This is a genomic window from Lactobacillus huangpiensis (assembly GCF_019972815.1).
Taxonomy (GTDB): Bacteria; Bacillota; Bacilli; order Lactobacillales; family Lactobacillaceae; genus Lactobacillus; species Lactobacillus huangpiensis.
The window spans coordinates 73538-86519 of record NZ_BPPA01000001.1; the positions used below are offsets into that span (position 1 = coordinate 73538).

At 31.6% G+C, this 12982-nt stretch carries 21 protein-coding genes; all 21 read right to left on the reverse strand.

Annotated elements, in window-relative coordinates; genetic code table 11:
• Positions 1 to 752: 752 nt before the first annotated feature.
• Complete coding sequence (locus LDM90_RS00340; RefSeq protein ID WP_141639295.1) at positions 753 to 914, reverse strand: multidrug ABC transporter ATP-binding protein; 162 nt, start codon at positions 912 to 914, stop codon at positions 753 to 755.
• Between the two features lie 285 nt (positions 915 to 1199).
• Positions 1200 to 1463: a hypothetical protein gene (locus tag LDM90_RS00345; RefSeq protein WP_223898617.1), complete on the reverse strand. Its 264-nt coding sequence runs from the start codon at positions 1461 to 1463 to the stop codon at positions 1200 to 1202.
• 82 nt (positions 1464 to 1545) lie between these two features.
• The gene (locus LDM90_RS09395; RefSeq protein WP_274381231.1) at positions 1546 to 1674 is read right to left on the reverse strand and encodes a hypothetical protein; all 129 of its coding nucleotides are present in this window, start codon (positions 1672 to 1674) and stop codon (positions 1546 to 1548) included.
• 208 nt (positions 1675 to 1882) lie between these two features.
• Positions 1883 to 2065 (reverse strand): hypothetical protein, encoded by a 183-nt coding sequence (locus tag LDM90_RS00350; protein ID WP_223896143.1) that lies wholly within the window; start codon positions 2063 to 2065, stop codon positions 1883 to 1885.
• Positions 2066 to 2249: 184 nt separating this feature from the next.
• A complete protein-coding gene (locus LDM90_RS00355) occupies positions 2250 to 2456 on the reverse strand; it encodes a hypothetical protein (RefSeq protein ID WP_223896144.1) in 207 nt (68 codons plus the stop codon).
• Between the two features lie 46 nt (positions 2457 to 2502).
• Entirely contained in the window at positions 2503 to 2868 is a 366-nt protein-coding gene (locus LDM90_RS09460; RefSeq protein WP_223896316.1) for an NlpC/P60 family protein, read from the reverse strand.
• Positions 2865 to 3311: a hypothetical protein gene (locus LDM90_RS00365; protein WP_223896145.1), complete on the reverse strand. Its 447-nt coding sequence runs from the start codon at positions 3309 to 3311 to the stop codon at positions 2865 to 2867. Before LDM90_RS00365 ends, LDM90_RS09460 begins: the two co-directional genes overlap by 4 nt.
• A 617-nt stretch (positions 3312 to 3928) precedes the next feature.
• Positions 3929 to 4582 (reverse strand): hypothetical protein, encoded by a 654-nt coding sequence (locus LDM90_RS00370; protein WP_223896146.1) that lies wholly within the window; start codon positions 4580 to 4582, stop codon positions 3929 to 3931.
• An 18-nt stretch (positions 4583 to 4600) separates the two neighbouring features.
• A complete protein-coding gene (locus LDM90_RS00375; RefSeq protein WP_223896147.1) occupies positions 4601 to 5269 on the reverse strand; it encodes a matrixin family metalloprotease in 669 nt (222 codons plus the stop codon).
• A gap of 402 nt (positions 5270 to 5671) precedes the next feature.
• Positions 5672 to 5944, reverse strand: coding sequence for a site-specific integrase (locus LDM90_RS00380; RefSeq protein ID WP_238480241.1), 273 nt, complete (start codon positions 5942 to 5944; stop codon positions 5672 to 5674).
• Positions 5945 to 5985: 41 nt separating this feature from the next.
• Positions 5986 to 6444 (reverse strand): site-specific integrase, encoded by a 459-nt coding sequence (locus LDM90_RS00385; protein ID WP_223896148.1) that lies wholly within the window; start codon positions 6442 to 6444, stop codon positions 5986 to 5988.
• A gap of 324 nt (positions 6445 to 6768) precedes the next feature.
• On the reverse strand, positions 6769 to 7125 hold the full coding sequence (locus tag LDM90_RS00395) for a hypothetical protein (RefSeq protein ID WP_223896150.1): 357 nt from the start codon (positions 7123 to 7125) through the stop codon (positions 6769 to 6771).
• A complete protein-coding gene (locus tag LDM90_RS00400) occupies positions 7115 to 7408 on the reverse strand; it encodes a replication initiation factor domain-containing protein (protein ID WP_223896151.1) in 294 nt (97 codons plus the stop codon). Before LDM90_RS00400 ends, LDM90_RS00395 begins: the two co-directional genes overlap by 11 nt.
• 677 nt (positions 7409 to 8085) lie before the next feature.
• Positions 8086 to 9285, reverse strand: coding sequence for a tyrosine-type recombinase/integrase (locus tag LDM90_RS00405; protein WP_223896152.1), 1200 nt, complete (start codon positions 9283 to 9285; stop codon positions 8086 to 8088).
• A gap of 56 nt (positions 9286 to 9341) precedes the next feature.
• The gene (locus LDM90_RS00410; RefSeq protein ID WP_223896153.1) at positions 9342 to 9581 is read right to left on the reverse strand and encodes a hypothetical protein; all 240 of its coding nucleotides are present in this window, start codon (positions 9579 to 9581) and stop codon (positions 9342 to 9344) included.
• On the reverse strand, positions 9550 to 9990 hold the full coding sequence (locus LDM90_RS00415) for a hypothetical protein (protein ID WP_223896154.1): 441 nt from the start codon (positions 9988 to 9990) through the stop codon (positions 9550 to 9552). The genes LDM90_RS00410 and LDM90_RS00415 overlap by 32 nt, the downstream gene beginning before the upstream one ends.
• Positions 9983 to 10147 carry a hypothetical protein gene (locus tag LDM90_RS00420; protein ID WP_223898619.1) on the reverse strand — a complete coding sequence of 55 codons (165 nt, stop codon included), beginning with the start codon at positions 10145 to 10147 and terminating at the stop codon, positions 9983 to 9985. The genes LDM90_RS00415 and LDM90_RS00420 overlap by 8 nt, the downstream gene beginning before the upstream one ends.
• Positions 10148 to 10166: 19 nt before the next feature.
• Positions 10167 to 10778, reverse strand: a complete 612-nt coding sequence (locus tag LDM90_RS00425; protein WP_223896155.1) for a replication initiation factor domain-containing protein — start codon at positions 10776 to 10778, stop codon at positions 10167 to 10169.
• Between the two features lie 126 nt (positions 10779 to 10904).
• Positions 10905 to 11654 (reverse strand): AAA family ATPase, encoded by a 750-nt coding sequence (locus LDM90_RS00430; RefSeq protein ID WP_223896156.1) that lies wholly within the window; start codon positions 11652 to 11654, stop codon positions 10905 to 10907.
• On the reverse strand, positions 11647 to 12189 hold the full coding sequence (locus LDM90_RS00435; RefSeq protein WP_223896157.1) for a hypothetical protein: 543 nt from the start codon (positions 12187 to 12189) through the stop codon (positions 11647 to 11649). The genes LDM90_RS00430 and LDM90_RS00435 overlap by 8 nt, the downstream gene beginning before the upstream one ends.
• Positions 12182 to 12661, reverse strand: a complete 480-nt coding sequence (locus LDM90_RS00440; RefSeq protein WP_223896158.1) for a hypothetical protein — start codon at positions 12659 to 12661, stop codon at positions 12182 to 12184. Before LDM90_RS00440 ends, LDM90_RS00435 begins: the two co-directional genes overlap by 8 nt.
• Positions 12662 to 12982: the final 321 nt, after the last annotated feature.

Genomic DNA, 12982 nt, shown 5'->3' on the forward strand with positions numbered 1-12982 from the left:
TGAATAAGACTATTATTCTAGCTCACATTATCATATAGTCATCTGTTTTTTTATCTTTTTAAAAAAATAAAAGGCGGACATAAAAAATAATATAAAAATCAAATACGAAATTAGCACTCTCCATGTTAATGAAAAAGTCGTATTTAAGGAATGCTCATTCATATTTGTAATTATTTTCAGTCCTAATGCTGTTGTCTTGATACCAGAACTGTTAATACTAAACAGCTCTATAATATAATCAATTATAAATGCAACCAGATATATGCTACTTCCTGCATCAAAGGCTTTATAATAATTCATAATTTTTTCACATCCCTTTTTTAAAACAAAGATTAAAATAATTAACAAAAAGAAAGTTTATGTATAGTAACCTGGTTTTTACTATAAACGATGTCATAAGAACTACAACATTTGCTATAAACTTAAAAAATATAGTTTCATCACACTACTATAAGCTTTCAGTAATAAAAATCCTAAAATTATTGAAGATAAAAAATTAAAAGCCCATTGCCAGTATTAACCCATATAACACGTTACTAGTTATGAAATTTTACCAACTATTATTTATAAATTTATATTTATTTAATAACAGCAATAAACAAATCTTAAATCAACAAAAAAATAATAATACTATTAATTAAGCTAGTGACAACATATTTTTATTAATATAATTATATCTATTGGCTACTGGCTTGTAAAAATATAAGTAAGTAACTATCTACTTAATTATGATATCGCTACTCTAAATAAGCCTAATTTTTAAAGTGAATTATTTTGTTAATTATCATCTTTTCCTTAGGAATAAGATGATGTGCTACTTCAGTGACTGTTCCAGAATATTCCTGCAAAAGAGTATTATGAATTTTCCTAGAAAGTACAGGATCAAGCGAAGCTATTGCTTCATTTGCTAGCACAACTGGACGCCTAAAGAATAAGACTCTAGCAATCTCTATTTTGAACTCAAAGAATTATTTGGTATACAGCGTTATTACCTCGTGCCGTATATCTTTAACAAACAAAAATAACCTTGAAATATCAGCGTAAAACATTGATATTTCAAGGTTATTTTACTAATTTTATTTTTCCGAATGCGACTAGAAGTATGTAAGCTTATTATAACTTCTTTTGCTAGAATGGCTTTTATAGATTAAAGTCCAAAGATTGTGTAGGAATTTTTGTGACATCTATGATAGCTCTTTTTATGTCACATATTTCTTTGCTGAAATGGTTTTAAGCAATTGCTTGTCTCCATATAATTTAAAGGTCTTGTAGCCTTTAAAAGGCACGGTTACTTTAAACTTACCATTGCCCTTTACTTTAGCCGCTTTGACTGCCTTGCCGTCAAACTTAACTATCAATTTCTTAAAGCCTGTTGCATCCACACTAAAGGTGATTTTGTGGGTTTTACCTGAATAACTGTAATTGACAGCATTAGCAGCCATATCTGGAGCTACTATGCTCACTAAAAAATAATATCGTTGCTATCACAAATTTAATTAATTTTTTCCTATTCATAAGACACTCCTCGTTATAATCAAACTTTACCTATTCGTGAATCTTCAGTGAATTTACTTGAATAAATTTTTTTATTCCTGCGTTATCTACTTTTTGAATAGGATATAAATTATTGTATTGATACATAACTGACTTCTTAGTGTCTTCATTATGTGTCAATCCTAATGCATGTTCTGCAACATTTATAGCTTGCTTTTTGTAAAATGATGTACCTTGAGTGCATCTTTATTTACCACACCTCAGCTGAATTCATAAGCCCAAATCCATCATAGTGATATGATCATAAATACATATGCCAGCTATGTTTTTCGTTAAAATCAGTTTAGCATAATGTTTTTTTTAATAGCGAATTAGTTATTTTATCAATTTAACAATTGCAAACCTGTGCACTTTTCAAAATTAAAAAGACTTGTCTTTGCTTAGCCTGATTAGTATCTTGAACGCTGGATTTAGTTGCTATGATATAAAGTCTGTTAACTTTTTCACCGGAAATTTTTTCGATATACCAATGTGCGTCAATGATTTTTTTCTTAGTATCATTAGCTTTCAACTGTTTAGCTGCAGTTTCGTTGTCTGTTCCACCTACAAAAAGTTTAACAACGTCTTCCGTTGCATATTTTTTGGCTCGTCTTGATCATGTAGCATAGTTGTCTCCGGTCCAATTATTAATTACTTTAAAAAATTTATCGACATTTGGTTTAACGTCCATACTACTATTGTTAAGATTATTAGCACTATATTTTTAGACGATTAGACTTTAAGCGATTGTACTGATTTAGTAATTTCTTGTTTTTATCTTTTAGCTGGGTAATTACTTCGCTTTGCTGCAGATTATGCTTTTGTGCTTGCTTATGGCTAATAAACGTAAAGGTTAAGGCTGCTAAAGCAATAATTAGAAAAACGATTGATAATACTTGATAGGTTTTCTTTTTTATTTCCATTATTTATGTCTCCTTTAGAGAAACTAATTTAGATACTTAGATTTGTTTATTTATACTTGCTAGGAATTAGGTTACCTTTCAAATGTGCGTATATATGCTGGTCTGGCCAAACTTTTTCCCTAACAATCCCGTTATCTTGATCGTTAATCATGTAGCCGCCACCAATATAGATACCAACATGATAAGGGGCTTTTTTGTCACCGAAGAAGATTAGATCACCAGCTTTTGCTTCCTCTTTACTAATGACCGTAACATCTGATTGAATTAATGAATAAGTCGTTGGTCGTCCACTGACGTGAATTCCAATTTTTCCTAATGCCCAGCCTACAAAGCCCGAACAATCGGTACCAACGCTTTTAGCAGTGCTCTCATGGTCTAAATTGCTTGATGCACCGCCTAGGTTATAAGTTATTTATTAGGCCACTTTTCTAACCAAGGCGCAAGATCATCATAATATGATAATTTTTCGCCGATAGCTTTTGACCCACCTGCGTTTTGATCACCACTACTACAGTCACCACCACCGTCAGTACTAATAGTATCGTCATCAATTTGTCCGCCTTCACTGTCTGGTGTAGTACCAGCTAATTTAGCGTACCATTTTCTAGCATTAGCCTCATGGGGATCGTTGTGTGCCATATGACTGGTAGCACCACGACCAAAACAGTCAGTATAAATACCAGCTATATCTGATACATTATCCATTTTCCACCATTCTTTGATAGAAATTCCATGATTGTATATGTCTATCCAGTCTGGGCCACCGTTAGTAATTGATCCGTCTTTTGCTACTGCATGGTGCAACTTTGTCCAAGCATATTCTAGTTGTATTTTAACGCCTTTCCAACTCAACACCTTGCGTTTTGCAAAATTTTTTAATCTAGTTATTGGTGTTACAGCTTTCTTAGCTAATACGGAGGGTTACTATTACTCTAATAGTATAGAGCAATGCTATACAAACTAATAAATGTTTCTTACTTTTTTCATTGTTGTAATACTCTCCCTGTCAATAACGGTTATATTTTATTATGTATTAATATATAAGTTAATATGTTTTTATATCCTATGCATATGTAAATAGTTACTTCCAACATTCCAATATCTTTATTCAGCTAGCTATCTGGGACTAACTAATACAGGAGATTGTCTAATTTAATTTCAACTTTGCCACATATTTGCTTCAATATATCACATACTTTTGGTGTAATTGGTTAGCCTAGGGGACACCAAGCATAATATTTAATACAATTAAATCATCTTCAAGGAGAACTTATTTTGACAACGCCAAAATGACTACAACAAAAAAGCCTATCATTCTAAGTTCTTCTGAACCTGAATAACAGACTTAAAAATCTTTCGATTGTTTTCTTAGTGCGACTAGAAGCATCTAGTCTTACACTTAATTTTATTGCTACATCAATAATTACATCCATTAATAATAAAACTGTGTGGCAAAAATTGTGGCATTAAGCTTAATTCATAATAGCATGCTCACCAATATCCAATTTAGATAATTGAATACCCTTACTGGTCTTTTTACCTAATTTATGTTCCGTAATTACTACTTTGGCATTATCATCGAATGCACTATTTTCCACTGTTAGAGTTGTTAATTCAGATGAAACAACTTTTTGTCTATTAATTGGCTGTCCATTCTTCCAAACAATAATGATATCGCCCTTTTTACCATATAATTTAATATTCAAATTATCTTCTGATTGATCATATGAATAAATATTCGGCTTTTTGGTTGCATACTTGGACGAAGTTACTGTCTTTAATATTTTTTTATCGCCATAAATTTTAAAGGTGTTATATCCCTTAAAAGAAACATTTACTTTAAAATTCTCACCATTTTTCTTAACCTTAACTGATTTAACGACTTTATTACCATATTTTATAGTTAAAGTTTTAAAGCCTGATGCAGTACCTGTAAAAGTAATTCTATGTGTCTTCCCAGAATATACCGTATGAAAATTAGCTATACCATATGCAGGACAAACAGTTTTTCCAACTTTCACAATACTTAACCCATTTTTAGCAGAAACTGATGTAGTTAATCCACTAGCAAACAGTATCATAGAAGTTGCAGCTATACTTACATTTAAAAATTTTCGCTTATTCATAATCTTTACCTCGCTTTATCAACTAGCTCTATTTTTATGTTGTGAGTCTATTTTCAATCGAAAAACAGTCTTTACCAATTTAGGTTTCTTATCAATCATATCATTATTAACAACCTTAGAATAAATTTTATTCATTCCCTTTATATCAGGTTTTTTAATAGAATAATATTTATTGGCTGGATTCATAACAGATTTACTATTTTTTAAATTATGATTTAAACCTAAAGCATGTCCTAATTCATGTTCAGCAACATTTATTCTTTCTTTTTGGGTATAATGATTCTTTTTTAAAGTATCTTTATTTAACTTAACGTCTGCCTTTGCTATTATATCGGTTCCTTTATACGACCATATAATACATGTTCCTGTAATATTCTTTGTCATTCTATCAGATTTATTGTCAACTTTACGCTTATCTTGCTTCATAGTAAGTGACATCAAATGAATTTTCGAGCTACTGGAATTTTTCCAACTAAAACCCACTTTATTCCAAGCCGATATTGCTTTTTTCCAAACAGTTTTATAGTATTTAGATTGTTTGTCGATTACGTAAGTTGACTCTTTTGAATTAAATCTATAATTACTTGCAGGAGTGATACTTTCGGTCTTTGCCAACACAGGTAGGGTTTGCACTCCTAATAAAAGTACAGATAAAACTGCTATTAAATAAGCTTTTATCTTTTTCATTCAATTAACCACCTTTACATAACATAAAATGCAAAGTTATTATATAAAAAACAATTATAAACGTCAATGATAAATTTATTCATTATTTTAAGATTTCAAGCTGATATTATCTATCACTAACTCCGACATTTCCACATTCCGATCCTCATCTACATGGACATACGTTTTCATAAACATTTTTACTGTATACCCCATACGACTTGCTGCCCATGGATAACTCATACCCGGAGTATTACCTAATTTAGTTGCTACCGTATGCCGACACGTATACATACTATTACTTAACCTACCGTTATTTATTCCAACTTTATTACATGATTTTTTTAACATATCATTCATACTATGTTGCACAACTGGATAGCCAAAAGCACATAGCCGATAATCTTTAATATTCAAAGTGATCTATTCATTTTTATTAGTCAAATCATGTTCATAGATAAACTTATTCTGACAGTGATGAAACTTATCCAATAACTGCAAAAGTGGTTCAGGGAAGGGAAGGGTTAATCTAAATACACCTTTACGTCTACTCTTCAAATGACCGTTAAATTGCTTTTCTTTTTCATTCCATGAATTATTTATATTAAAGGCTTGATACTTACCGTCCGCATATAAATTAGACCATTTTAAACCTTGAATTTCTTGCGGTCGCATTCCCGTTTCCAGTGCAATCAAAATAGCAATTTTAATAGTCCAATGACTGACACTACTATTTTTTAGTTGTCGGTAAATTTCTTTTTTATTCTAGTAATTTTGTCGTTAGTAAATATGTACTTCTTAACAGGTAGCGCCATTTCATCACGTCTAAAAAATTTAGATAGTGCTTTAATTGGCACTTGATTTGTAGTTAAGCCATAATCTTGTAGTGCGAAGAAAAATGCTCGTAAATTTTGTAATTGTCGTGTAATCGTACTATGTGGAGCTACCGTTGTTTTATGTATTCTAACGTACTCCCTTGCAAAATCACGTATATCTTTTTCTTTTACATTACGTATTTTCTTTTTACCAAAATATTGTGAAACTAATTTAACGGTATATTTCCAATTATTGTAAGTTGTAATTGATGACCAGCGTCTAGAATTATATTCTTCTTCAACATAATTATTTAAAACCTTAGTAGTGGTTGATTTAAAACATCGTCTGCCAAATTTTGTCTTTCGCGGTAATCTACCCACATTTTTTGTTCGAGCGTCTTAACTTCATTTTTCCCCGATGTGTTTTTTGTAATTGACATTTTTATTTTCTTCAGAAAAGGTGTAACATCTTATTTGCCACACTTAATATTACTTTTGAGTGCTTTCAAGTAGCCAATGCTCGACTTCTTCTAGAACATAATATTTTCGCCCATCATTTCCTAGTTGATGATAGGGACAGTTTCCACCCCTTTTTAGCACCTTAAAAAAATACGTATAACTGATTCCTAACTTTTGCGCTATTTGCTGCGCATTCAAAAATTGTGTCCCGAACATTACTTTCTACCCCATTTTCCCGAATCCAATTTAGTCAATTCTTGTTTTAGCTACTCCAAATATTTTTTTAAATTCACTTTCTTGAACAGCGCTCTTGACCGTTTTAATATCATTTTTTATCTTATCTGAATACTGATAATGTCCTGGTTTATCAACATCTTTCATAAAATAATCAAGAAACATATAAAATTCTTTTAAGTCAGTTGAACCATATATTTCCTTAATTAGCATTAATACGCCAGTTGCTCCATTGAATAGAAACCAGTTAACTTTTTTATTCAACGAGGCATCAGTTTGAATACGTTCAAGATCGCTTAATCCTTTTCTCTTAGCTAATTCATGCAAAACTACCCATTCTGAAGAATAAAGCAATTCCTTATCTATCATTATTTCCCCTATTCTTTACTAACGACCACCGGTCTAATACACAGCTTAATAGCCTTGGGTAAATATCATCTGTTTCCATCAAAGCAATTAATTTACCTATTTCCTTAGCCAGACGATGTTTATATTCTGCTTCAATTCTTATCCAGTCTTTACATTCAATTGAAACAGCTAGATATAGCCCGTCTGATCGTGCTTGTTCAATCTTCTTATTACAAATTCGTAAGAAAGCCTCACTTCTCCTACTACCAACATAAATTGTCTGTGCTTCTTCAGTGCTACCCAATAATCTTATAATGCTCTGAACCTATTATGTTTCCTTGTTTATTCAAAAAAATCAGTTCTTTTTTTGCTAGACCATCACTTATTCCATTAACTGAAAAACCATAATCAATTAAATCTATCGCAATATCTATTCTTGCAGTGAATTAACCAACAGCATTGTTACTAAAAATGGTTTAGAATTATTAGATCCTTTAGAAAAAATTTTAGACATTAAAAATGTAAAAATTTAAGATATGGAAGAAAATGACATAACAAATACATTTAGTAACTAAGTATTTTTAAACTTGTAGTTACTTATGCATGAACGATATTTATGCTTTTTACTTTACTTTGCCACATAGATCTACCTCAAGAAAAGCAGTCATATCAGCCTTTATGACGTTTGTATTCAGAGATTTCCACACAAAATTTCAAATTTTCATCTTGTGTGGCAAATCTTGTGGCTGACCTAAATATTCATAAGTGTTTTTAAAAGTTAACAAACTATGCAAAAATAACAAAAAAGCCTGCTCTCTCAAGTTCTTTTGAACCTGGATAACAGACTTAGAAATCTTTCGATTGTTTTACTAAATGCTGACTAGAAGTTCTTAGTTTGATCTAGTTTCTTCCTATTATGTCAACGTTTGTTAGCCTTTTACTTACTTTGAATGTGCTTTTAATAAACACATTTTGAAAATTTTATCCTATTAATAGTTGTGTCATTTGTTTATCTATGTCAGGGTTAACACCAACATATGTATTCATAAACATCTGTAAGGAGTGTCCCATTTTTTCAGCTGCCCATGGATATGACATCCCTGGAGTATTAGCTAATTTCGTACATATGGTATGTCTGAAAGAATACATACTCAAACGTTTATCACCTGCGTGAATATCTAATTTTTTACAAATTTCTCTCAGCATATCATTCATGCTTTTTTGCTTAATCGGCTGATTGCCTGAGATACTCTTATAGTTATGCAAATTAATAAAGATTAAATCTTGTGAATTGTCTAATTCATGCTCTTTAATAAAACTTGCTTGTTTATCTTGGTAACGCTTGAGTAAAAGAACTATATGTTCAGGTAAAGGTAATAAGATTCTATAAGCTCCCCTAGGTCTAGCCTTTAGGCTACCATTGAAATCATTAAGATAATCTGACCAACTATCGTTAATTTTTAAAGTCCACACATTATTCTCAAAAACAATATTACTAAACTTAATTGCTTGAAGTTCACCAATACGCAACCCTGTGTAACTTTCAATCAATATTGCTAACTTACTTCCCCAATTCATCACGGAACTATGTTCCAAATCATCTTGAATAAGCTCTCGAATTTTCCTTAATTGATCATCTGTAAAAATGTACCAATCTTTGGAGATTGAAAATTCGCTTTTACGGAAAAAAACTTTTAACGGTGCTTCAGGTACTGGATTTTCACTGATTCCTTTAATCGAATTAAAGAAGTTTCTCATGTAAACTAATCGTTTAGCTATTGTAGAAGATTTGCTAACTGTTACCTTATGCTTAGATACGTAATCATGTGCATAACGTGAAACTAAAGCTGTAGTAATATTTTTAATTTTTGCTTTACCAAAATATTTTTTAAAAGCATTCGCTGAATCTTGCCAGTTCTTCAAAGTTACTGGACTAACTGAATTAGCTCTTTGATTAACATACCGTTGAAACGAATCTGCAAAGACTGCATCAGCTTCACCTAAATGAATGTTAGCTTTGTACTCATTCCACATAGCTTTTTCTATAGCTTTAGCTTCTTTATGTGTATCAGCATATTCAACAGGAATTGTGACACGTTTACCAGTAATTGGATCAACTGGTTGAATTCTAACTCGATACTTTCCTTCTTGAGGTCCCTTCTTAATTTTTAAAATTGACATTTGTTTCTCCTAATTAAAAAGGAGTACTAATGTGATACTCCTTAATTATATGCTGGTTAGCAGTGCTTTTTCAAACTGAATTTATTGATATAATCAAGCCACGATTGCACTTCATCCACCAAATAATGCTTCCTACCACCAGCATAATTACGGTGTGTTGGGCACTTTCTTAACTTGTTCTGTCGAGCAATTTCTTGATTACTCTTGATTACACGCCAAAGTGTTGTTTCACTTAACCCAAGCGCTTTTGCGAGTGCTCTACGATTAAGTAGATTTTGTCTCTCCTCTGTTTTCATCAAATAACCACCCCTTTACATTTTTCACGCCATGTTTTTCAAATTCTAACCTACTAATCTCATTTAAAGTATCTTTGAGATCAAATAAATCCTTTGTCTGTTTGATTTCTTCTATCTGTTTTCTAACTAACTGTGATGGATAATAATGACCTGGTTTTTCACTATTATTAATGTAAAAATAAATATAGTTTAGAAATAAATCTAACTGCTCTTTTCCTAACGCCTCTTTGATTTCATATAACGTGCCAACTGCTCCACGATAGAGGAAAGTAAGTAATTTGTTGTAAATGAAAGAATCACCATCTACCTTTATACCTTGTCCTTCTCCTTGAAAATCTGGTTCTTGAGTAATATCAGCGATTTCTTGCCAAAAAGGTGTTAATTGATATTCATCTTTTTTCTTAGTCATTATTAACCACTAACTTCCAGTGCTTATTCACATAATTCACTAGATACGGTCCTATATTATCTGTTGTTAAAGTCGATACCATTGCACCTATCTGATGACATTCACGATTTTTAAACTCACCTTCTACTCGAACCCAATCATCACAACTATTAGCCAAAGTGTGAAACATACCTTGTTTAGATAGTTGTTCTGTTTTTTTTGTCATAAATTCGTAGATAGGAATCTGAAAATCTACTCCCCACATATATTGTGTTTACTACATCACTGGTTCCGATATGTTGAATACGATTAGAGTTAATCTTTTGATTCCTAGGATTGATAAACACGTATTTTCCATTTTTCAGATTTTGATAGATGGTATTAACCGAATATCCTTTATTGATTAGATCAATTGCTACATCAATTCTTGTTGTATGTCCATGATAGCGTTGATAGATAGCTGTAATTATTTTTCGCCAATTCACCTCTATACTATTTAGTTGACATAAAGATTCATATAATAACTTTCCAGAAGAAGTAAAATCGATCATTACCCCCATATCAATCCGATTAGGGTTATACATGATGGATATTAATCCACCTTGTTCATTAGAACCCCATAGAATAGAATTTGTATATCCATTTTTACCAGTTAGTTTTTTTACAGGGTTATTGAATATTAATCTAAACTTGAAATATCGATTAATAGCTTTAATAATACTAGGCTCATCTGTATCTTTTAATTTGTCTTCTACTATAAGTACTGTGAAGCGTATCTGGTCAATCTTTACGTTTTTTAATGCTTTCATATCATAATAACCGTCACTACACCCGTATTACTACAGCGGGTGTGAGCTGTACGCTCCGCTAAAAATCGTTCCACTTGGTCGGCTATTGCCGGCCATTTTTGCAGCTCACTTGCGCAAATTTGACTATTATTTCCATGGCCAATAACTCTCTTTAGCAAAATTATTAAACTTATTTCTTTCATCTAATTTCTTTACTACTAAAGGTACATCAACATTACTCATATCAGGAGCTACAAATGGTTGTGGAATCATAGTATCAAAATGATCATCATACATTAGACCGTGACCCGGTATATTTTCAATAACAGGAATTTCGTCTAAATTACAACCTGGAAATGCAAGGTTTAGACTAACTCGATCTAAATTCTGCATCCCAATTCGCGTTGAAAATTCTGAAGATATGTTTCGTTCCAACACATCAGCCGTTAATCTCTGACTCGCTAAGATAAGATATATTCCTCCCATTTGACGAGCTTTAAAGATAATCTGTTTTAAATACTTGATAATTTCATTAGCCGTTGCTTTATCTGCTTCAGTTAATGTAGCTGAAAATTCGTCAAAAATCACGACAATCGGTCTAAGATTGTAATCAACCCAATCCGATTGATGAGTTTCATAGCGTTTATCCATAAAATCTGTAAGAATTCTAAGTATCTTTGCCGTTTGACCTGGAGTTGATACAACCCTTGATGAACCTAATATTGTATTTAATGAATAAAAATCAGATTTCTTATTATCAATAAAAAAACTTAATGCTCCTACTTTCATTAGTTGTAAAGCCATCAATGAAGTTAACACAGACTTTCCAGAACCTGGTTTACCTACGATTAAGGAGCCTGTTGAGCCCCTTATATTTAATTCAACATTATCAATCACAAAAGAAGTCCTCATTGTTTAGAACCTTACCTTTAATTTTTCTTTTTCGAATTATGTATAGCTTATTTAAACCATGTTTAGGAGTTATTTCATATCCTTTTATTTCCTGTTGTAAAATAGGAAGAAGATCAACAGTAGCATTAGGACAGCCGTTAGGTTCAAAAGACAAGGTATACTCACCGTTTTTAAATGAATCCAAATAGAACGTAGGGGCTACTTCTATTTTATTGTAACCAAAGATCGTCCTATATAATGGTTTGGCTTCTTTAAGCATGCCTGCTGTCTGTATAGTATTAATTACTGGTGTAATAATCCACCCATAGTCTTTATTACGTTTTATTAAATACAATAAAAATGTAAATTCTGGAAAAATAGCAACTATTGTAGCCACCAAAAAATTAGCTTCATTATTGAAAGTTAATGCAATCCAGATCAGAAAAACAATAAACTTCCAGAATAGAGTTACTGATCCATATGTCCATGGACTAATACCTAACGGATACCTACCATCGATCGTGACTAGGTGACTACTCATAATTCATCGCATCCTTTATGTTAACGTTTAAGCGATCTACACCAGTTGCATTAAGAGTTTCTCCTCCCATGTATGCGTAATGTGCCACATTCTCAAAACGTAGGATAATTGGTTTAGACTGTTGCATCATTACGAGGTCTATTTCCTCTTGCTTAACAATTGGCTTGGAATCCTTAACCTTAATCTGAATGAGTTCCCTAAAGGCTTTAACTTTTCTAGAAATAATTCTTACAGTATAAATAGTAGCTGTGTGAACCTCACCTGTACCACGATCAACACTATTTTGCTTTTCAATCCCAACTAGAAGAAAGCTAGATCCAATAATATCTCTAAGTCCTTGATCTAATCTACTCTGAATGGGAGAAGTTTTAGAAACATGAACTTTAGCAAATGTACTTGGAACATAATTAGTATCGTTCGATAAATCTTTACCATCTCTTACATTAATCTTCGTCTTTAAATCTTGTACCATTTCGGTTTCCTCCATTAATTAATATGAACTAAATATAATCAGGTGTATTTCACTTGATACATATAAGATTAAATTGAAATGCTTGTTTTGTTAGTAACTAAGAAAAACCACCAAATAAATGGTGGTTTTTTGCTGAATTATTGAAATTTTATACCTTTTAATAGTTATTTTTTACTGATTAATTTAAAAATTATTTTTATTTTTTGGTCATTTTGAAGAAACAACAAATTTTAATTCGTAACTGTCAAAATAATTACTAAGATCTTATGAATTATCATCATGACAGGTACCTGTCTTTTGTCACCATAGCAAAGGACAATA